At 54.2% G+C, this 19,597-nt stretch carries 18 protein-coding genes and 1 tRNA gene; 8 read left to right on the forward strand and 11 right to left on the reverse strand.

Features of this window, described 5'->3' with window-relative positions; genetic code table 11:
- The first annotated feature begins 67 nt into the window (after positions 1-67).
- Positions 68-1,387: a M18 family aminopeptidase gene (locus CIK78_RS07800; protein WP_096278815.1), complete on the forward strand. Its 1,320-nt coding sequence runs from the start codon at positions 68-70 to the stop codon at positions 1,385-1,387.
- A gap of 99 nt (positions 1,388-1,486) precedes the next feature.
- On the opposite strand, the gene CIK78_RS07805 is transcribed toward CIK78_RS07800, so the two are convergent.
- The 9 genes from CIK78_RS07805 to CIK78_RS07845 form a co-directional block, all read right to left on the reverse strand.
- Positions 1,487-1,563, reverse strand: a tRNA-Met gene (locus CIK78_RS07805).
- Positions 1,564-1,666: 103 nt separating this feature from the next.
- Positions 1,667-3,790, reverse strand: coding sequence for a sodium:proton antiporter (locus CIK78_RS07810; protein WP_096278817.1), 2,124 nt, complete (start codon positions 3,788-3,790; stop codon positions 1,667-1,669).
- Between the two features lie 140 nt (positions 3,791-3,930).
- Entirely contained in the window at positions 3,931-5,022 is a 1,092-nt protein-coding gene (gene ychF / locus CIK78_RS07815; RefSeq protein ID WP_096278819.1) for a redox-regulated ATPase YchF, read from the reverse strand.
- Positions 5,023-5,136: 114 nt separating this feature from the next.
- The gene (pth, locus tag CIK78_RS07820; RefSeq protein WP_096278822.1) at positions 5,137-5,724 is read right to left on the reverse strand and encodes an aminoacyl-tRNA hydrolase; all 588 of its coding nucleotides are present in this window, start codon (positions 5,722-5,724) and stop codon (positions 5,137-5,139) included.
- 184 nt (positions 5,725-5,908) lie between these two features.
- The gene (locus CIK78_RS07825; protein WP_096278824.1) at positions 5,909-6,553 is read right to left on the reverse strand and encodes a 50S ribosomal protein L25/general stress protein Ctc; all 645 of its coding nucleotides are present in this window, start codon (positions 6,551-6,553) and stop codon (positions 5,909-5,911) included.
- 96 nt (positions 6,554-6,649) lie between these two features.
- Positions 6,650-7,591 carry a ribose-phosphate pyrophosphokinase gene (locus CIK78_RS07830; protein WP_176483380.1) on the reverse strand — a complete coding sequence of 314 codons (942 nt, stop codon included), beginning with the start codon at positions 7,589-7,591 and terminating at the stop codon, positions 6,650-6,652.
- Between the two features lie 132 nt (positions 7,592-7,723).
- Entirely contained in the window at positions 7,724-8,596 is an 873-nt protein-coding gene (gene ispE / locus CIK78_RS07835) for a 4-(cytidine 5'-diphospho)-2-C-methyl-D-erythritol kinase (RefSeq protein ID WP_096278826.1), read from the reverse strand.
- Between the two features lie 24 nt (positions 8,597-8,620).
- Positions 8,621-9,268 carry a lipoprotein insertase outer membrane protein LolB gene (gene lolB / locus CIK78_RS07840; RefSeq protein ID WP_096278828.1) on the reverse strand — a complete coding sequence of 216 codons (648 nt, stop codon included), beginning with the start codon at positions 9,266-9,268 and terminating at the stop codon, positions 8,621-8,623.
- Positions 9,269-9,396: 128 nt separating this feature from the next.
- On the reverse strand, positions 9,397-11,190 hold the full coding sequence (locus CIK78_RS07845) for a tetratricopeptide repeat protein (protein WP_096278831.1): 1,794 nt from the start codon (positions 11,188-11,190) through the stop codon (positions 9,397-9,399).
- A gap of 258 nt (positions 11,191-11,448) precedes the next feature.
- On the opposite strand from CIK78_RS07845, the gene hemA reads away from it, so the two are divergent.
- Genes hemA through moeB form a run of 5 tightly spaced genes read left to right on the forward strand, consistent with a single transcriptional unit; the run spans position 11,449 to position 15,982 of the window.
- The gene (gene hemA, locus CIK78_RS07850) at positions 11,449-12,756 is read left to right on the forward strand and encodes a glutamyl-tRNA reductase (protein WP_096278833.1); all 1,308 of its coding nucleotides are present in this window, start codon (positions 11,449-11,451) and stop codon (positions 12,754-12,756) included.
- Positions 12,753-13,841, forward strand: a complete 1,089-nt coding sequence (prfA, locus tag CIK78_RS07855; protein ID WP_096278835.1) for a peptide chain release factor 1 — start codon at positions 12,753-12,755, stop codon at positions 13,839-13,841. The genes hemA and prfA overlap by 4 nt, the downstream gene beginning before the upstream one ends.
- Entirely contained in the window at positions 13,841-14,692 is an 852-nt protein-coding gene (gene prmC / locus CIK78_RS07860; RefSeq protein WP_096278837.1) for a peptide chain release factor N(5)-glutamine methyltransferase, read from the forward strand. Before prfA ends, prmC begins: the two co-directional genes overlap by 1 nt.
- Positions 14,693-14,721: 29 nt before the next feature.
- The gene (locus tag CIK78_RS07865; protein ID WP_096278839.1) at positions 14,722-15,222 is read left to right on the forward strand and encodes an Lrp/AsnC ligand binding domain-containing protein; all 501 of its coding nucleotides are present in this window, start codon (positions 14,722-14,724) and stop codon (positions 15,220-15,222) included.
- A gap of 4 nt (positions 15,223-15,226) precedes the next feature.
- On the forward strand, positions 15,227-15,982 hold the full coding sequence (moeB, locus tag CIK78_RS07870) for a molybdopterin-synthase adenylyltransferase MoeB (protein WP_096278841.1): 756 nt from the start codon (positions 15,227-15,229) through the stop codon (positions 15,980-15,982).
- Positions 15,983-16,001: 19 nt separating this feature from the next.
- Here moeB and CIK78_RS07875 read toward each other — a convergent pair whose 3' ends face one another.
- The gene (locus CIK78_RS07875; protein ID WP_096278843.1) at positions 16,002-16,772 is read right to left on the reverse strand and encodes a class I SAM-dependent methyltransferase; all 771 of its coding nucleotides are present in this window, start codon (positions 16,770-16,772) and stop codon (positions 16,002-16,004) included.
- Between the two features lie 155 nt (positions 16,773-16,927).
- Here CIK78_RS07875 and nfsA point away from each other — a divergent pair, with 155 nt between their 5' ends.
- A complete protein-coding gene (gene nfsA / locus CIK78_RS07880) occupies positions 16,928-17,659 on the forward strand; it encodes an oxygen-insensitive NADPH nitroreductase (RefSeq protein WP_096278845.1) in 732 nt (243 codons plus the stop codon).
- A gap of 110 nt (positions 17,660-17,769) precedes the next feature.
- The gene (locus tag CIK78_RS07885) at positions 17,770-18,735 is read left to right on the forward strand and encodes a putative zinc-binding metallopeptidase (protein WP_096278847.1); all 966 of its coding nucleotides are present in this window, start codon (positions 17,770-17,772) and stop codon (positions 18,733-18,735) included.
- A 17-nt stretch (positions 18,736-18,752) separates the two neighbouring features.
- On the opposite strand, the gene CIK78_RS07890 is transcribed toward CIK78_RS07885, so the two are convergent.
- A complete protein-coding gene (locus CIK78_RS07890) occupies positions 18,753-19,571 on the reverse strand; it encodes a PEP-CTERM/exosortase system-associated acyltransferase (RefSeq protein ID WP_096278849.1) in 819 nt (272 codons plus the stop codon).
- Positions 19,572-19,597: the final 26 nt, after the last annotated feature.

The following is a 19,597-nucleotide window of genomic DNA, read 5'->3' on the forward strand; positions in this document are numbered from 1 at the left end:
GGCCGAGGGATATTGTAGCAGGTCGTTTGCACGATGAGACTCAATCATTACTGTTATGAGGATTTCCATGTCCGAGACTTTCAACGCTGATCGTTTAACGCGTCTATGCGATTTTCTGCGCCGATCGCCGACTCCATGGCATGCCGCAGGCAATATGGCGGCACGCTTGGAGCAAGCTGGGTTTCAGCGGCTGGAAGAGAAGGCAAATTGGCAGTTGACGCCGGGCGAGCGCTATTACGTCACCCGCAATGACTCGGCGATTATTGCTTTTCAGCTGCCAGTGTCTGAATTAACCAGCCTGCGCATGATCGGCGCACATACCGATAGCCCTGGGCTGCACTTAAAACCTAACGCGACACAGCGGTCTGCTGGCTGGCTACAGCTGGGCGTGCAGGTGTACGGCGGCGTGTTGTTAGCACCATGGTTTGACCGGGATTTGGGATTAGCGGGCAGGGTGCATGTACGTCATGCCGATGGGCGCTTAGAAAGCGTGCTGCTTAACGTTGATCAGCCGGTTGCTATGGTGCCGAGCCTAGCGATCCACCTTGATCGCGATGTGAACAGCGGACGCGCGTTGAATGCTCAAACGCAAATGGCGCCCGTGCTGATGCAGAGCGAGACGGCCACACTCAGCGAGCTGTTGGCGCAATGGGTAAGCGAGCAGCATGGCTTAAATGATATTGAGATCGTTGATTTTGAACTAAGTTTTTACGATGTACAGCCGCCGTCTTTGGTCGGCGTAAAGCAACAGCTGGTGGCAAGCGCACGCTTAGATAACCTGCTTTCTTGTTTTATTGGTTTGGAAGCGCTGTTGGCCTGCGATGGCGCTCAGGGCACGCTATTGGTCGCCAATGATCACGAAGAAGTTGGTAGCGCTAGCGCCTGCGGCGCCCAAGGCCCATTTTTAGCAGACGTGCTCAAGCGCATTAATGCTCAAGTGGGTGGCCGCGAGGGTGATAAAGGCAGTGAGGAATCGCTAATTCAGTTGATTCAGTCGTCTTACATGATTTCGTGTGATAACGCTCACGCACTGCATCCTAACTTCCGCGATAAGCACGATGAGCGTCACGGCCCTGCGATTAACGGTGGCCCGGTGATTAAGGTGAATGCTAGCCAGCGCTATGCCACCAATAGCGTGACAGGGGCGTTATTTAGAGATGTGTGCCGCGAGGCGGGCGTGCCGGTACAGTCGTTTGTAACGCGAGCGGATATGGGCTGTGGCAGCACGATTGGGCCAATTACCGCCACAGAGTTAGGTGTTCCCACCATTGACGTTGGCATCCCCCAATGGGCAATGCACTCCATCCGGGAAACGGCAGGTACTCACGACGTTGAGCACTTGACTCGCGCGCTGACGCTATTTCTAAATCGAGCGGTCTTGAGCTGACGTAGGTAGCCGAAGCAGGTAAGAACCTAAATAGATAATAGCAAAGCAAAAAGCCCGCTGATGTGATCAGCGGGCTTTTTTGTACTGCTTAAATGCGTTTGGTGGCTACGCCCTGATTTGAACAGGGGACCCCATCATTATGAGTGATGTGCTCTAACCAGCTGAGCTACGTAGCCTTTCAACGGGGGCGAATGATACCAGAGATATTTCGCTCGTCAACTGCTTCGTGCCAAGAATCATATCGGCAACCTGTCCAGCGTGGTCGATAGTGTTTTTTACTCACTCTTGTTTTGGCTCACTGCTCGAGTGTTTTTCTGGCGTTTCAGCAGTGTGTGAAATATGCGGGCGATCAAGGGCATTGCGCCAAGCGCGATGTAAGCCACGTTGAACATCGTCGAAGACCTGCTGAGAAATTAGCCGGTCTTGTACCATTTCTTCCATGCTCTCAGTACTTCGGCGGAGCGCAAAAAGTCGTAGCATGCGCTGTTCGAGACGATACGCATGGGGGCCAAACTGTGCTTCCGTTTGCTGGATCGCCTGGTCAACCGCGGTAATTCGGACGTCGAGTATCTCATCGAGCAAGGCGCACATGCGCTCACCGAAGAGTGGCGTTAGCCGCTGCGTATTGTAGTGGCGCAGCTCCTCAAGCGCGGCACGACGGCAAATCAGCAGCTCAAAACGGTTGGTCAGCAGCCACGACAGCGGCCAGCGTATGCGTAGGTGGCGGTTGAGCCAGATGCTTGGTTTTAGCCAGAGGCTGGTGGCCAGAATTTTACGTGCTTCTCGGTTGTATCCAATACGGCCGTCTGAGCGGACGGCATCAATAGTTCTGCCACTGTTATGCATCATGGCATCCAGGTTGTGAATGCTGGTGACGCCGCTGCCATAGCGAGGAATAAGGTCGCGTTCTCGAATTGCCAGCGTGACCAGGGCGATGGTCATTCGGTCACGCTCTGGAAGGGCTTGATCAAGATCTAGCGGTGCCGTTTCAATGGCCATGTCGCGGTGATAGCGCGCAATGACTTCCTCAGTGATTGACGGAGCAATATGAAGATTGTGCGCGGTGCGCTTGACAGCATTTTCGACATCCGTGGTCGATAGACGAATCGCTTGCTGCTGAAGAGCGCTGTCGTGGTGGCTTAACTTATTGAGCTTTAGGCAGCGAATAACGCCGCGCAGGCTGGCGCCGTTAACTAATAGGCTGAATAGCACGAAGCCGGTAGCCAAAATAGCCACGAAGTGGCGGATCTGTTCGGGGAGTGCCGTTTGCTCCGCTATGCCCAGGGCCAGCACGAGCGTCACCGCACCGCGTAATCCCCCCCAAGTAATGGCTAGCTTGTAGCTGGCACTGATAGGGGCAGAAAGTTTGAGCCGGCTGAGCAGTGGCAAAAAGCCGAATAAAGCCACTAGGCGGGCCAGTAGGGTCGCAACGATAACGACGGCGAGCATTGGTAGCCATGCAAGCGTAATGCCCTCCAGCATTTTCGGCACCTGCAGTGCGGCTAGCAGGAACACGGTGGCACCAGCGAGCGAGGCAATTTGCGCCCAAAGTAGCTGTAGATACGCCCAGTTGGCGGGTGAAGTGCGCGTTCGCCCTAGCCCGCTGAGCACTAGCCCCGTGGCCACCACCGCCACAACGCCCGATACCCCAATGCTTTCGCCAATAAGGTAGACGGGGTAGGGCAACGAAAGCGTTAGCGCCGTTTGTGCTTTGCCATCATTGCCAAAAAATGCCAGTACAGCAGCGCCAATTCTTCCGGCCGCGGCGCCAAACAGTAGGCCTCCACCGAAGTCGGCCGCGAGGGCCCAGGCGCCTGCTTGCCACGTCGCAGCGGCTGCATTGCCGGTGAGCGATGCCACCAGCACGCCAACGATAGCAATGGCGGCAGCATCATTAAGTAGGCTTTCTCCTTCAACTAAGCGTATCAGTCGTGCCGGGGCACCCACGCTGCGAAAAATCGCAATCACTGCCGATGGGTCGGTCGTCGCAATGACCGCTCCCAGCAACAGGCCGGTCGAGAGTGCCACGCCGCTCAATAGCCACACCGAGACGCCGACCATACCGGTGGCAATAAAAACAGCGACCACTGCCAGCAGCAAAATAGGTGCCGCATCCGGCATCATTTCGCGGACATCAACACTCAGTGCCGCTTGAAAAAGCAAGGGAGGCAGGAATATCCACAGGTAGATTTCGGCAGGTAGTGATGCGGTCAAAAGCGGGTCGAACTGATGGATCTCTGGCCACAGTGTTGACAGGGTGGCGTATGAGAAGCCGAGCGTCATGCCCACTAGCGCCAATAATGTCGCTTCAGGAAAGGCCGTGCGCGCAGAGAACCACTGCACAAACGCAATAATGGAGAGTAGTAAGCTACCCAGGATCAGTAAATTGAACAGTATTTCCATGGATAATACGTTCCAGCCAGATAAAGTCTGGGGCAAGTATCGATGGCTTGAGGCGATGCTTTCTTAAGCACATCGTTTATCAGGCGTGCCGCACGGCCCTGAGCGCATTGATGCGCCTAGGGCCTGCGGCGTCGTGACAATTAGACGTTGAAGCGGAAGTGAACTACGTCGCCATCTTTAACAATGTACTCTTTGCCTTCCAGACGCCATTTACCGGCATCTTTGGCGCCCTGCTCGCCGTTTAGCGAAACAAAGTCGTCGTACGCGACAACTTCGGCGCGGATAAAGCCTTTTTGGAAGTCGGTGTGAATCACGCCGGCGGCCTCAGGGGCGGTGGCGCCTTCTTTAACCGTCCATGCGCGGACTTCTTTTACGCCGGCGGTGAAGTAGGTTTGAAGGCCCAATAATGAGTAGCCTGCACGAATGACGCGATCCAGTCCTGGCTCTTCCATGCCCATTTCGCTTAAGAACATAGAGCGTTCTTCATCATCCAGCTCGGCGATTTCAGCTTCCAGCTGATTGCACACGGGTACCACGAGTGCGCCTTCCTCAGCGGCGATTTCATTAACAATGTCCAAATAGGGATTGTTCTCGAAGCCGTCTTCGTTGACGTTAGCGATGTACATGGTGGGTTTCAGCGTTAAGAAGCCAAAGCTCTTCACCTGGCGCTGTTCTTCTTCGCTCAAGCCAAAGCTGCGCAAAGGAAACCCTTCCGCTACGTGCGGCTGAATGCGGTCTAGGATTGCTTTAGTAGCAATTGCATCTTTGTCGCCGCCTTTCACCGAGCGAACGAGGCGCTGGCTGGCTTTTTCAACGGTATCGAGATCGGCAAGGGCGAGCTCGAGGTTAATCGTTTCGATATCGGCGCGTGGGTCGACGTGGTTGGCTACGTGAATGACGTTGTCATTATCGAAGCAACGCACAACATGAGCGATGGCTTGGGTTTCACGAATATTGGCCAGGAATTTATTGCCTAAACCTTCGCCCTTGGAGGCGCCCGCGACCAGGCCGGCAATGTCGACAAACTCCATCGTGGTCGGCAGTACTTTTTGCGGCTTGACGATCTCAGCAAGCTTGTCGAGACGCGGGTCCGGCATCGGAACGATACCCACGTTCGGCTCAATGGTGCAGAAGGGGAAGTTCTCTGCATCGATGCCTGACTTTGTCAGTGCATTAAACAGTGTGGACTTGCCGACGTTGGGCAGACCGACGATGCCGCAGTTGAAACCCATAAAATGTTCCTGAAAAGTGTTTGTGTAAATAAGGCGGTGAGGCGTGAAAGTAATCGCTATTCTACGAGATGCGCTAGCCGTCAGCCACCGACTTAACGATGGCCTTTCGAAAGCTTACTCTGGCTTAAGGCTATGTAACTTATTCATGGCTTTTGCCCAGTCGCCTGATAGTGCTAATGGCAGGGTGGCGATGCACTCATCTGTGGCGCGAACAATGGCTTCTTGTTCGGCCTTGCCGGGGCGCCCTAGAACATAATTGGTCACCTGGCGTGCTTCACCGGGATGGCCAATGCCAATCCGTACGCGATGAAACTGCTTCTGATCACCTAATGCGCTGATAATGTCGCGCAGCCCGTTATGTCCGCCGTGCCCACCACCGGTTTTATAGCGTGCCTGGCCGGGAGGCAGGTCGAGCTCATCATGAGCGACCAGTAAGTTTTCAGGCGTAAGCTTAAAAAACTGACACAGTGCTGCCACGGCGGCGCCACTGCGATTCATAAAGGTAGCGGGATTGAGTAGATGTAGCTCATGCTCGCCCATCCGCACTTTTGCATAGTGGCCGAAAAACTTTTTTTCCGGGCGCAGTTCACCGTGGGCAATTTGCGCAATGGCATCGACTAGCCAGAAGCCGGCGTTATGTCGCGTGGCTTCATATTCAGCACCTGGGTTGCCTAGCCCAATAATGGCCTTTACCTGGCTCATCTTCCCACCTCCAAAAAATTTCCAGAAGAAATTTTCGGCGTCGCGTAAGCGGCGGCCCGAAGGGCGGCTACCAGTGGTGGCTTGCCGCAAAAAAAATCAAGCGCCGAGGCGCTTGATTTTAACATCATGTCAGCATCACGAGGGCCATGCAGGCATGGCCCCAATAGAGTGCTTAACAGGGTACTTACTCGGCGCTGGAACCTGCTTCGCCTTCGCTTTCACCGGCTTCGTCTTCTTCTTCAGCACGCTCTTTTACTTTAGAGATGCTTAGTACGGCATTGTCGTGCTCTTCACCGTGAGACAGGTCAACAGAAGTGACGCCGGCCGGCATGGTGAGGTCTGACAAGTGTAGCGTCGTACCCAGCTCAACCGCTGCGATGTCGACTTCGATGAAGTCAGGCAGATCTTTCGGCAAGCAGCTGATCGCAATGTCGTTGGACAGTACGTGGAGTTCGCCGCCTTGATCTTTGATACCGACACATTTCTCTTCGCCCGTGACGTGCAGCGGCACGTTCATGGTGATTTCGTGAGTAGCATCAACGCGCAGGAAGTCAGCGTGGGTCAACAACGGCTTGAAAGGGTGGCGCTGCAGATCACGAACAACAACCTGCTCTTCTTTGCCGTCGATCATTAGCTTGATCACTGAAGAGAAGAAAGTCTCGTCTTCGATCGCTTTGTAGAAAGCTGTTTTTTCTACAGAGATAGACTGCGCGCCTTTCTCGCCACCGTATACAACGGCTGGCACTTGCTGGTTCGCACGACGCAGGCGGCGGCTCGCACCTTTCCCCAGGTCGTTACGAACGCTAGCTTTTAGGATGAAATCAGACATGGAATTGCCTCTTAGTTTAAGTAAGGAAGGCGCTGCCGACCGCGACCAGATGACAGCGTTTCCGTGGCCCCAAAAGGGGGCTATATCGTCAGACGATTAGTGGAACATCGCGCTGACGGATTCTTCGTTGCTGACGCGACGAATCGCTTCTGCGATCAGGCCGGCAACGCTCAACTGGCGAATTTTTCCGCTACGACGTGCAATGTCAGAAAGCGGGATAGTGTCGGTCACCACCACTTCATCCAGTACGGAGTTGGTAATGTTGTCGACCGCAGGGCCAGACAAAATTGGATGAGTTGCATAAGCCACAACGCGCTTGGCGCCATGCGCTTTAAGCGCTTCACCGGCTTTGCATAGCGTGCCTGCGGTGTCGATCATATCGTCGACAACGACGCAGGTGCGGCCTTCAATCTCACCAATGATATGCATCACCTGGGCTTGGTTAGCCTGAGGGCGACGCTTATCAATAATGGCAAGATCGGCATTTAGCTGTTTGGCGATGGCGCGAGCGCGAACAACGCCACCTACGTCTGGAGAAACAACGACTAAGTCACTGTAATTCTGACGCTCGATGTCATCGAGCAGGATGGGTGAGCCATACACGTTGTCGACCGGTACGTCGAAGAAGCCTTGGATCTGGTCAGCGTGCAGGTCCATGGTCATCACGCGGTCAACGCCTGCTTTAACCATCATGTCGGCAACGACTTTGGCAGAAATTGGCACGCGAGCGGAGCGTACGCGACGATCCTGGCGTGCATAGCCAAAGTAGGGGAGTACCGCAGTAATGCGGGCTGCTGAGGCGCGACGAAGAGCGTCGACCATCAGAATCAGCTCCATTAAATTATCGTTTGTCGGTGCACAGGTGGACTGCAGAATGAAAACGTCCTTGCCACGTACATTCTCATTGATCTCGACTGCGATTTCGCCGTCGCTAAATTGACCCACCGTGGCGTTACCCATCCGGCTGTCCAAGCTCTCGGCAATCTTTTGAGCGAGCTCGGGATTGGCGTTCCCAGTGAAAACCATCAATTTTGACACGCGCAGCCACCTTTGCAGTATTGGGGATCGGGGGAGAAAACGCTGACCAACCCTAGGTTGGCTGGAGCACCAGGATTCAAACCTGGGAATGCTGATACCCCAACAATAAACGATTGCGATGACCGGCCGCTTTCAGCGGCCCAGAGCTTTTGTGAAATAGCCCAAGTCATCATGTAGGGGGGAGGTGTTGAGTCCGTGCGCTACCCACGTAGGCCAGCGTTTAGCTGACAAATGAGCGATTGCCTGTGCGGCCTGTTGCGTCTGAAACGCAGCAAACAAACAGGCACCCGTGCCGGTTAGGCGACTAGGCGCATACTGTCCGAGCCAGTCGAGCGCTTCCGCAATCGGCGGATAACGCTTCTTTACGACGGCTTCACAGTCGTTGCGCCACTCCGGTGCTCCCCCCTGCAGTGCGCGCGCCATAGTAATGGGGCGGCTGTCACGTGTCAATTGCGGGTCTTGGAAGACGCTGGGAGTAGAGACGCTAATGCCCGGATGAATAATCACGAACCACGGAGCATCAAGCGTGACCGGAGTAAGTTGTTCACCAACGCCTTCTGCCCAAGCGGTGTGCCCATGCACAAAAACCGGTACGTCGGCTCCCAGCTGCAGTCCGAGCTCGGCTAACGCGTTAAGAGACAAGCCTAATTGCCAAATATGATTGAGCCCCACCAAAACAGTCGCTGCGTTGGAGCTGCCGCCGCCCAGCCCACCGCCCATCGGCAGGCGTTTTTCAACGTCTAGAGTAATACCCAGATGCGAGCCGCTATATTGCTGCAGTAGTCGCGCGGCGCGCACGATCAAGTTGTCATCGTGATCAACGCCGCTAACCTCACTGGTGAGGTGGATTTCACCATCATGCCGAGGCGTAAAGGTAATATGGTCGCAGAGGTCAATAATCTGGAATAGCGTTTGCAAGCTGTGATAGCCGTCTTCACGACGGCCCACAATATGCAGCATTCGATTAAGCTTTGCCGGTGCTGGTAGCGTTAGTGATGCGATCATTTAGGCTCTTTTGCATGCGCTTAATTACTCGCCGCTGGCTTGCCATTGATTCACCACTAGGGTGATGCGAACGTCGTCATAGTGCATGACTAGCCGGCGAGGCAGCCATAGTTCATCGACTCTTTCCCAGTCACGGTAATCGATTTCCCAGCCGTCTTGAGTCAGATGGCTTGGAAAGCCGAGTTCGTCGGTTTCGATTTGATAACTGCCATGTTCACCGGGTAGGCCGCGCACCCAGTCGGGCATGGCGCTGACCGGTAGTGCCCAGCCAAGCTGCTCTTCCATGAGCGCTTCGGGCGTTTCAGCTTCAAAACGTCCGTCGCTGTTGGAGAGTGAAAAACGTCCTTCACGGCCTTCAAGCACGTTGCGTCCGCCGCCAAAAGGGCCGCTGATCAGCATGCGGAAATAGTGAGGGTGCTGGTTCCAGTCAAGGTTGGCGCTTATGTTTTCTTCCGGTGTGCGCAGGCCTGCCTTGCCTACCAGTGTCCAAGTATCAAACGCTTCAACGTCGGCCTGTTGGCGCTCCCACTGGCCGGATTGGCGGCCACTTTCATCGATGGGGCCTTGGGATGCACAGCCAGCGAGTAACAGCAGTGCCATGCCCGTCAGCCAGAGGCGTGAAGAAGGAAGAGAAAGCGGGAGGCGGGATGAAAGGGACGTCATTGTCAGCATAAACAGGCTCCATGTTAAATAAGGGTAAGTGCAAGATGAATATTTTAGCGTAAGGAGTAGGGTACCATTATTGATCAATACCCTTCTCAGTCAGCACGTGGTTTTTAACGTGCCATTGATGATTTTTGTTAGGGCGTTAGCTCCGGGTGACGCTGCAGTAGCTCGTCAATTAGCGGATGCCGGTCGGTTCTCTGCATGACTTGCTGGAGAACTCGGCGCGCTTCTTCATCACGCCCTAGCGCCTGGAGTACTTCTGCTAAATGCGCCCCAACCTCTTGGTCCGGCAGTTGCGCGTAGGCGCTTTCTAACCAAGATAATGCTTCTTCTAAATTGCCAAGGCGGTAGTAGGCCCAGCCCATGCTGTCGAGTACGGCAGGATTGCTGGGCTCTGCCTCATAGGCTCGTTCAATAAACTCAAAGGCCTCTTCCAGGCGGTCAGGCAGATTTAACTCAATCAGGGTGTAGCCCAGTGCATTAAGCGCTTCGGCATTGTTTGGGTCAGTGACCAGCACTTGGCGTAAGTCGCTTTCCATGCCGGCAATGTCGCCCGTTCCCCAGCGGCGCATTGCTCGCATATAAAGTAGCGCTTCGTCGTCAGGCGTGCGTGTTATTTCTCGATCTAGCAGCGCTGCAGCATCTTCTCGCTGATTCGCTTCATCCAGCAGCTGCACTTCGAGCATTGCCAGCTCAGTGAAATAACGCTCCGAGCGCATTCGTTCAATGCGTAGAAAGGCGCGGGCATCAAGCAGGCGGTCTTCTTCAAGCAGCATTTGGGCCGCTGTCGCACGCGCGGGCATAAATTCATCGCCCTCGCTGACTTGACGGTAATACAACAGGGCGTTGTCGATATCGCCCTGCGCCTGGGTGATGGCGCCCAGCAGGTAATACGCTAAGTTGGGTACGTCGGGTTGGCCGATCAGCGGCTGGAGTAAGCGTTGGGCGGGGGCGGGGTGGCCCTCTTCAAAATAAAGCTGGGCGAGGGCTAAACGCAGCTCTTGATTGCCGCCATGGCTTTCTAGCAGCGCATCCGTTTGAACTTCGGCAGCGCTGATATTGCTAAGCCGAATTTCCGCCTGCGCTAATAGCAAAATAAAGCGGACATCGTCAGGGGCCAAGCTAAGGCCCTGCTCGGCAGCTTGCTGAGCCGCTTTAAGATTACCTGTCTCAAAGGCTAGCCGCGCTTTCGCGAGCCATAGCGCGGCGGACTCAGGTTCGAGTGCTTCTACTTGGTCAAGCCGCTGCTGAGCGCTGGCGGTGTCGCCAAGCGCCGCTTCAATCAATGCGGTCGCCAGCACTACATCGCTGTGATGCTCTAATTGCGCGGCATTGGGTTGGGCTAGGTGGTCGCGCAACTGCTGGGCGATTAACGTTAATGGCGCATTTTCAGCGACGGCAATCTCTGCAAAGGCGGTTAAATCGCCGTGGCCGCCTGCTTCAGCAATTGAAAGACGCTGGGCTAGGCTATCGAGCCAATCACCGCGCTGCAGTGAAAAAGCCGCCAGTAGGCGATTAGGTGTTTCTGCTTGAGGCGCCAGCTCGCGCCAGCGCAGTGCCGAGGCTTCTATTAAAGAGGTTTCATTGCCAAAGCGGGCGGCGAACGTCGCCCGCTCAGCGAGCGCAGGCTCTTGGTAGCGCTGCGCGGCATCCAGATAACCTTGGCTGGCGTAGCGGTAGTCGCCTCGCTGGCCAGCAAGCTCTGCACCTAGCAGTGCACTGAGCCCTGCCGCATCGAGCCCGCGCGTGATCGGCGGAGCGGTACGCATTGGATCGTCTGTCCACGGGCCTAGCGGTCCATCCTGCGAGCTGGGTGCCGATTGGCAGGCGCTTAGCAGCAGCGCAGCAGCGGTCATGGATAATAGGGTCGAACCCCTTAAAATAGAGCCCATCGATGTGGTGCCCAGTAATGTAGAGCGAAGTCGCATGCGTCTCTCAATTAAGTGGCCGAATGCTCAGCATAGCGGCTTGCCTGCCTGCGGCAAAGTGGTGTGAGCCAGATGATAGCCTGCTGTGATAGAATGTTCCTCCTTGAAAAAGTGATTAGCCATCTTTATGCATACTGAATGTGCCTCACTTAGACCATAGCTAAGACTTGTTTTAGCAAGCCCCAATTGACGTTACAGCTGCCTGCTTAGATCAGCGGCTGACGAAAAGTCCGACACACTAGCGAAGACGCATAACGCATGACGCTTCTTGCCCTGGGAATAAATCATCGTACCGCCACCGTGGCCGTGCGTGAGCAGGTCGCTTTTACGCCAACGCAGCTTGATGCCGCGCTGGCCGAATTGCGTGGCCTGCCGCAAATTAGTGAAGCGGTCGTGCTATCCACCTGTAATCGCACGGAGCTTTACTGTGTCACGGATGCGGCTGGTGAACAGGCAGTATTGAATTGGCTTGGGCGCTTTCATAATCTTCGCGTCGATGAGCTGACTCGCTGTGCCTATCATTATTTAGACAACGATGCGGCGCGCCATTTGATGCGCGTAGCCGTTGGCCTGGACTCTATGGTGCTGGGCGAGCCGCAGATCCTGGGGCAGTTAAAAGATGCCTATCAGCAGTCACGTCAGTCCAAAGGTTTGGGCGGCGAGCTTGAGCGACTCTTCCAGCATACTTTTGCCGTCGCTAAACAGGTACGCACCGAGACCGGTATTGGCAAAAACCCTGTTTCAGTGGCGTATGCCGCTGTCAGCATGGCCAGCCGTATTTTTGATGATTTCAGCCGTTCGCGGGCACTATTGATTGGCGCCGGTGAAACCATCGAGCTAGTGGCTCGGCATTTAAATGAGGCGGGCGTTCGTCAGCTGACCGTTGCGAATCGTACTCGTGAGCGCGCCGAGCGTTTGGCAGGGCCCTTGGGTGCGTCGGCGATTACCCTTCAAGAAATTCCTGAAGCGCTTGAACATGCCGATATCGTGATCTCCTCTACCGCATCGCCGCTACCTATTCTGGGCAAAGGTATGGTGGAGCGGGCGCTTAAAAAGCGTCGCCACCGGCCGATTTTTATGGTGGACATTGCTGTACCTAGGGATATCGAACCCGAAGTCGGCGAGCTGGCGGATGTATTTCTCTACACCGTTGATGACTTGGAAGAAGTGATCCAAGAGAATCGTCGTCATCGCCAGGTAGCCGCAGACCAAGCCGAATCATTAATTGAGCACGGCGTCGGGAGTTGGCAGCACGAGCGGCGTATTCGTAACGGCGGTGAGTTGATCCGCGACTATCGCCAGCAGGGGGAGGCGCTGCGTGATCTTACCCGCGACCAGGCCTTAGCGCGGCTGGCAAGTGGTGAAGACCCCGCTAAAGTCATTGAGCGCTTAGCGCACCAATTGACCAACCGCCTGCTTCATCAGCCGACACAGGCAATACGCGATGCTGCGTCTGAAGAGCGCCACGAGCTGCTGAATGCGGCGACGCGCCTACTTTTGCCCGCCAAACCTGCCTTTGAAACCACGCCTGTGCCTAACCGTCAGAAGGATGATACGCCCGCATGAAAGAGACTTTGCGCCAACGCTTAGACAGCTTTACGGAACGCTTTGAAGAGCTGGCGATGCTGCTGTCTGATCCAGAAGTGATCAATAACCAGCAGCGTTTTCGCGACTACTCGCGTGAGTATTCCGAGCTTGAAGAGCTGGTAGCTGCCTGGCAGCAGTATCGTGACGTTGAAGCCAATATGCAGGATGCCGAGCAGCTTAGCGGCGATAGTGATGCGGATATGCGTGAATTGGCCGAGATGGAGCTAAGCGAAGGGCGCGATCGGCTAGCTGAGCTGGACATTGAGTTAAAGCGTTTACTTGTGCCTAAAGATCCTGATGATGGGCGTGGGGTGTTTCTGGAAGTACGCGCGGGGACCGGCGGCGATGAGGCGGCGATTTTTGCCGGCGACCTATTTCGCATGTACTCACGCTATGCCGAAAAGCGCGGTTGGCGAGTGGAAGTGGTCAGCGCCAGTCACGGCGAGCAGGGTGGTTACAAAGAGATTATCTCCCGTGTTAAAGGCGATGGCGTATACGCACAGCTGAAGTTTGAATCCGGTGCTCACCGGGTGCAGCGCGTACCCGCAACCGAATCACAGGGGCGTATTCATACCTCTGCCTGCACGGTCGCGGTGATGCCAGAAGTCGATGAGGTCGGTGATATCACGATTAATCCCGCCGACCTGAGAGTGGATACCTACCGCTCCAGTGGCGCCGGTGGTCAGCACGTTAACACCACCGACTCAGCAATCCGCATTACCCATTTACCTACCGGCGTCGTGGTGGAGTGTCAGGAAGAACGTAGCCAACATAAAAACCGCGCCAAAGCGATGTCGCTGCTGGCGGCGAAATTGAAGCGCAATGCCGTCGATGCTCAGCATCAAACGCAGTCGGATGCGCGGCGTTCGCTGGTAGGCTCTGGGGATCGCAGTGAGCGGATCCGCACCTATAATTTTCCGCAAGGGCGGATTACCGATCACCGGATTAATTTGACGCTTTATAAGCTCAACGAAGTGGTGAGCGGCGAACAGCTTGACGATGTCATCAGCCCGCTGATTCATGAGTATCAGGCGGAACAGCTTTCTGCTCTTCAGGACGCCTAATGCTGTTTGATGCGCTGCTTAAACAGGCCGCTCTGCGCTTGCAGGCGGCGGGCTCGCTTTCACCGCGCGTCGATGCAGACGTGCTGTTAAGCCACGTTACAGGGCGTGATCGAACCTGGCTTTATACCTGGGGCGACCAGCGCTGCCCGGCTTGGGAGCATGCGCGTTTTGATGCCCTCGTGGCGGCACGCGCCCAAGGGACGCCTGTTGCTTACTTAATTGGCGAACGCGAGTTCTGGGGGCTGCGTTTAGCCACCTCGCCCGATACGTTAATTCCCCGGCCCGATACGGAAACCCTAGTAGCGCAGGCGCTTAGCCGAGCGACAGCATCGGCAGGCCGCCTGCTTGATCTTGGTACAGGCACTGGCGCTATCGCGTTAGCGTTTGCCAGTGAGCGGCCAAGTTGGGAAGTGCTCGGCATGGATGTGCGCGTCGAAGCGGTGGCATTGGCCGTCCGTAATGCACAGTCGCTTGCGATTACCAATGCCGCGTTTTGCCAAAGCGACTGGTTTAGTGCTTTAAGTACCGATGAGAAGAGCGTGGCGTCGTTCGATATGATCGTGAGTAACCCTCCTTATATTGCTGCCGATGATCCACATTTAGCGCAGGGCGATGTACGCTTTGAACCTCGCTCTGCACTAGTGGCGAAGGCCGATGGCATGGCCGATTTGCTGCATCTGGTAAATGCCGCTCAGCGCTATTTGGCGCCGTCCGGCTGGTTACTGCTTGAGCATGGCTACACCCAGGCGGATAAAGTACGCATGGCGCTCAGCAGCGCGGGCTATCAAAACGTTGAAAGTGTTTGTGACCTAGGCGGACATGAACGCGTTACTCTTGGGCGCTTAAAATAACGGCCTGATTATTAGCAATGGATTCTGGCATGAAACCTAAAAATAGAACGCTGGACCGTATCGATCTTAAAATTTTGCGCTCCCTGCAAGAGAATGCGCGCATTTCCTACGTTGATTTAGCCTCAGAGGTTGGGTTGTCCACAACGCCTTGTCTTGAACGCGTTAAGCGACTGGAGAAGGCCGGCATTATTCGTGGCTACCAAGCGATTCTTGATCCACGAGCCTTAAAGGCCAATTTATTAGTCTTTGTTGAGATCAGCTTAGAGACACAGTCGCCTGCCGTTTTTGATGAGTTTCGTCGCGCGGTCGAAAAACTCCCCCAGATCCAAGAGTGTCATCTTGTCTCAGGCCAGTTCGACTACATCTTAAAGTGCCGTATCCCCGAAATGGCCGCCTATCGGCAGCTATTGGGAGATGTCGTGTTAACGCTACCGGGTGTAAAAGAATCCAAAAGCTACGTGGTGATGGAAGAGGTAAAAGAAAGCTTTAATTTACACGTTCCCGCCTATGAGGAATTTGAGGATAAGTAAGCCCATGATGGATGACCAGGCGCTGCTGCGCTATAGCCGCCAGATCATGCTGCCCGAGGTTGATATAGAGGGCCAAGAACGCCTGCAGTCGGCCCACGCGCTGATTGTTGGCGCAGGCGGCCTTGGCTCACCGGTTGCGCTCTATTTGGCGGCTGCGGGCGTGGGGAGCATCACCATTGCCGATGCTGATCACGTTGAGCTTTCCAATCTTCAACGCCAAATCGCTCACCAGCAGGCTAGCATCGGTGGCAATAAAGCGCGCTCAGCTCAAGCCAGCATGCAGGCGCTTAATCCGCACTGTCGCGTTATCGCGTTAGATCAGCATATAGCAGGTGGCGCACTTGAACGCTTAGTCGCGTCTGTGGATGTCGTGCTGGACTGCACCGATCGTTTCTCAAGCCGCTATGCAATCAATGCAGCATCACAAATGACCGGTGTGCCGTTGGTTTCTGGCGCCGCCATACGATTTTCTGGGCAACTGGCGGTATTTGACCCCCGCCGAGCTGATTGCCCCTGCTACGCCTGCCTTTATCCGCCGGATGATAGCGGCGACGAAGCGCTCAGTTGCTCAGAAAGCGGCGTCATGGCGCCTCTTGTCGGCTTAATTGGCTGCTTTCAAGCGGTGGAAGCTTTCAAACTACTCAGCGGCGCCGGCACAGCCCATCAAGGGCTATCCACGTTTGATGGTTTGAGCGGCCAATGGCGCCATTTTCAGGTTCCAAGAGACCCTGCTTGCCCGGTATGTGCATCGCTTCGATAAGGACAGTTGTTGGGCTACTTTACGCGCGGGCTGAAACGCGCAGACGAACATAGTCGGCTGTCCAGTTTCCTTGCTCATCACGCAGGCTGTGCTCAAGAAGCATCAAGGTATCCTCTAGTACGGCTTCGCGTACGCTCTCATCCAAACCATGCATAAACGGGCTGGCAAATGTTTTTAACCATCCTGCCATGCCGGTCGGTAGCGGCGTTGGGCGAGGAATCAGAGCGATACTCTCAACCTCAAAGCCGGCACGTTCTAACTGCTTCGTATACTCGGTGGGGGTAGGGAAATACCATGGATGACGGCCTTCTATGCTAATGCCACGCAGGTGCAGCGCAGCGATCAGTGCCGTGCAGATCGCCGCTACATTACCGTGGCCGCCAAATTCGGCTACCAATCGACCGCCGGGTTTTAATGCCCGTTTAACGCCCACTAAAACCGGCTGCGGATCAAGCATCCAGTGCAGAGCCGCATTGCTGAACACTGCGTCAAACTCATGGTCAAAATCCAGCTGGTGGGCGTCAACGATTTGCGCGGAAATGCCACGCTGACGTGTTGCGTTTACCATGTCTTCTGACGCATCGACGCCTAGTACATTGGCGCCAAGCTGCACAAGGCGTTCGGTTAAGGCACCGTCACCGCAGCCAAGGTCCAAAATGCTTTCACCGGCTTGAGGCGACAAAAGCTTAAGTACGTCGCCGCCTAGCTTCGGTACAAAGTCAGCATTCTCGGCATAGCCACTGGCATTCCACTTTTGGCCAGGCGCATTTTGTTGAGGTGTATGGGTCATGTCTGCTTTCTAAGCCTCGTGATTATTTCATCAAGTGTCAGTCAGTATGCAGCATACGCTAGTCCTGCCAGGCTGTGAGATACTGTTAACCCATATCCAGTCGTTATATCGGTAAGTGTTAATCAGAAAAGTGCTATTCAGAGAAGCGAGGTTCCATGAACGACGTTATTGAACTGTTAAAATCCCACCGCTCGGTCCGTAAATTTAGCGATCAACCGATTCCGCGAGAGCTACTGTTAGAGCTGATTCAAGCGGGGCAGGGCGCAGCAACCTCCAGCCATGTTCAAGCCTATACCGTTATTCATGTGAAAAATGCGGCGAACCGCGAACAGATTGCGGAGTTGGCCGGTGGGCAAAGTTATATTACTACCTGCGCAGACTTTCTTGTGTTTTGTGCCGATATGAAGCGGCCCACTGAGGCATCTGAGCTCACGGGTGCCAACGTCATTCGCGGCATGACCGAGCAGCTGTTGGTAGCGACGGTAGATACGGCGCTAATGGCGCAAAACGTGGCAGTGGCGGCTGAGTCTGAAGGGCTGGGCATTTGCTATATTGGCGGCATCCGCAATAATCCCCAGGCGATTAGTGATTTGCTGCGACTGCCTGAGCACGTTTATCCCGTGTTCGGAATGTGCCTTGGCTATCCTGATCACGCCCCTGAAGTTAAGCCTCGTTTAGCGGTGGAGGCCATTCTGAAGGAAGACTACTACACTGAAGACAGCGAGCAGGTTCAAGCTTTTGACGCGACTATGCAGGCTTACTATCAAGCGCGTAGCAGCAGTAATAAAGACACTGACTGGTCGCATAATCTTAAGCCACTGTTCGATAACAAGCTGCGTCCTCATATGCGTGATTTCTTGATCAAGCGCGGCTTTGAGATGAAGTAAGCCGTAAGGATATGTGAGGTGCAGCATCCTGCTGGATAGGCTGTTCGGAAAAGAGAGCGATCAACTGCTTATTGGACGCTCTCTTTTCTCGTTTTTAGGAGCTCTACCGTATGCGTGTATTTTCCAATCCCGTCGGTGCAGGCTCTCTTTGGTTCGACAACCTCGCGACTGCTGATGGTACTCCTGTTGCTTATGATCCCCAGGCAAGGGCCTTTGTACCCATGCCGCCTTTCTGTATCAATCGGGAGATCATCGGCTGTAATTGGATTGCACCTAAAAAAGGTGCTTTTTGCCGCTCTTGTGCGATGACGGCGCTAGCACCAGACCCCAAGCTTCCCGATGCGATGGCTAACTGGGCGAAAACGGAAGCAGCAAAACGCTGGGTGCTGGATAACCTAGGTCGCTGGCACTGGTTTCGCCCTGAAGACGCAGGCGCACCGCCGGTTTTTCATTTGTTAGCCGAAGGGAAGACACCGGTGCCCATGGGGCACATAGAAGGGGTGGTGACCATCAGCGTGGCAGAGGTAGACCCTGTATTGGTCACAACGCGTCGTGAGGCATTAGACGAGCCGTATCGAACCATGATCGGCCACATGCGCCATGAAATATCGCACATGCTCTGGTGGCGGCTTAGTCTGCGAGAAGATTTTCTTGATGCCTTCCGCAAAACCTTCGGTGACGAGCGCCAAGACTATACGGCTGCGCTTCAGCGCCACTACAAGGAAGGCCCTCCCTCGAACTGGAAGGAGAGCTTCCTGACCACCTATGCTTCTGCGCACCCTCATGAAGACTGGGCTGAAACGGCTGCACATCTTCTGCATTTAACCGATATAGCCGATAGCTTTGCTGCATCCAATCTTTCTTCCCCGGAGCTCCCTAGCCATCAGTGGGAGCCATATGCAGAGCCGAATGCTGAGCGTTTGATTTACGTGGCAGCGGGGCTCACTGTCGGCGTTAATCATATAAATCGCTCTATGGGTTTGCCCGATCTTTATCCCTTTGTGCTTTCAGAAGCCGCCCGACATAAGCTTGCTTTCGTCCATGAGTGGCTGCGTCGAGGTGCGCAGGGGCTATAAGCGTATTTTTAGCAGCATTAGCTAGCTTGATTGAAACTGCTGAGCCTTACAGCCAGCAGTTCCTTAAGCTGTGGATCTAAGGCTTGCCTAATGTACGAATAAAATGGCATTAGATCTTTGTGCATTGTTTCTTCAGCTTTAGCGTGATCGATGTAGAAAGCATTGCGCTTACCATGCATTTCGATAGTTTCTCCCACTTTCGTAAACTTAAAGCCAGACATAGAAAGGAGCCGTGGAAGTCGTGGCTCCATCATGGCAAAGACATGTCGCTTGTTCATTAGACCTACAAGCGAGTATGTTGAAAGAAATAACGCAATGACGATTAAGCGAAATGTTTTTCTTTCTGCATTAGTAAATTGATAGTCGATATCATTGAGGTCCAGCGTCTCATATTTAATGGCTTTATGGCGAAACGCCCTGGCAATAGCAAAACGTGATATTTCACAAATACTGTTATAGGGCAGCTTTGCTGGATGTAACGTTTTATGGGGTAAGTGTTGCTCGCCAAAATCTTGTAGAGGGAGCCGTTTTATATTGTCGTCAGTACAGGGGGCGGGGAGCACTAGACGAAGACAGCCAGCCGCTAGCCCTGAACGACGATGCTCTATCAAACAGTGAATTGAATGAGCATCGTGAATGTCCAGCTCAAGGTTGTTACTCGATGATTCAGGTGCTTGATAGCCAATTTCCTGACAATAAACGTCATGACGAAGTTTGTATATTCGGCGCTTTTCAATGTCCGTAATGGCTATTTTGAAATTAAAATCATTTTTAAAAGAAGCGAAAAAATCATAAGCGGTAGTGCTGCTATTCTCCTTTTGTTGATTTTTTTCCATCAATGATTTTCCTTGGCTAATAGAGT

This window comes from Halomonas sp. JB37, from assembly GCF_002332255.1.
Classification (GTDB): domain Bacteria; phylum Pseudomonadota; class Gammaproteobacteria; order Pseudomonadales; family Halomonadaceae; genus Vreelandella; species Vreelandella casei.

Coding starts and splice junctions, on each gene's coding strand:
- CIK78_RS07890 (WP_096278849.1), bottom strand. CDS start 19,571: ATGGAAAAAAATCAACAAAAGGAGAATAGCAGCACTACCGCTTATGAT.
- CIK78_RS07825 (WP_096278824.1), bottom strand. CDS start 6,553: ATGTCTGATTTCATCCTAAAAGCTAGCGTTCGTAACGACCTGGGGAAA.
- lolB (WP_096278828.1), bottom strand. CDS start 9,268: ATGCTGACAATGACGTCCCTTTCATCCCGCCTCCCGCTTTCTCTTCCT.
- CIK78_RS07845 (WP_096278831.1), bottom strand. CDS start 11,190: ATGCGACTTCGCTCTACATTACTGGGCACCACATCGATGGGCTCTATT.
- hemA (WP_096278833.1), top strand. CDS start 11,449: ATGACGCTTCTTGCCCTGGGAATAAATCATCGTACCGCCACCGTGGCC.
- moeB (WP_096278841.1), top strand. CDS start 15,227: ATGATGGATGACCAGGCGCTGCTGCGCTATAGCCGCCAGATCATGCTG.
- ispE (WP_096278826.1), bottom strand. CDS start 8,596: ATGATCGCATCACTAACGCTACCAGCACCGGCAAAGCTTAATCGAATG.
- CIK78_RS07800 (WP_096278815.1), top strand. CDS start 68: ATGTCCGAGACTTTCAACGCTGATCGTTTAACGCGTCTATGCGATTTT.
- CIK78_RS07810 (WP_096278817.1), bottom strand. CDS start 3,790: ATGGAAATACTGTTCAATTTACTGATCCTGGGTAGCTTACTACTCTCC.
- prmC (WP_096278837.1), top strand. CDS start 13,841: ATGCTGTTTGATGCGCTGCTTAAACAGGCCGCTCTGCGCTTGCAGGCG.
- nfsA (WP_096278845.1), top strand. CDS start 16,928: ATGAACGACGTTATTGAACTGTTAAAATCCCACCGCTCGGTCCGTAAA.
- CIK78_RS07865 (WP_096278839.1), top strand. CDS start 14,722: ATGAAACCTAAAAATAGAACGCTGGACCGTATCGATCTTAAAATTTTG.
- prfA (WP_096278835.1), top strand. CDS start 12,753: ATGAAAGAGACTTTGCGCCAACGCTTAGACAGCTTTACGGAACGCTTT.
- CIK78_RS07885 (WP_096278847.1), top strand. CDS start 17,770: ATGCGTGTATTTTCCAATCCCGTCGGTGCAGGCTCTCTTTGGTTCGAC.
- pth (WP_096278822.1), bottom strand. CDS start 5,724: ATGAGCCAGGTAAAGGCCATTATTGGGCTAGGCAACCCAGGTGCTGAA.
- CIK78_RS07875 (WP_096278843.1), bottom strand. CDS start 16,772: ATGACCCATACACCTCAACAAAATGCGCCTGGCCAAAAGTGGAATGCC.
- ychF (WP_096278819.1), bottom strand. CDS start 5,022: ATGGGTTTCAACTGCGGCATCGTCGGTCTGCCCAACGTCGGCAAGTCC.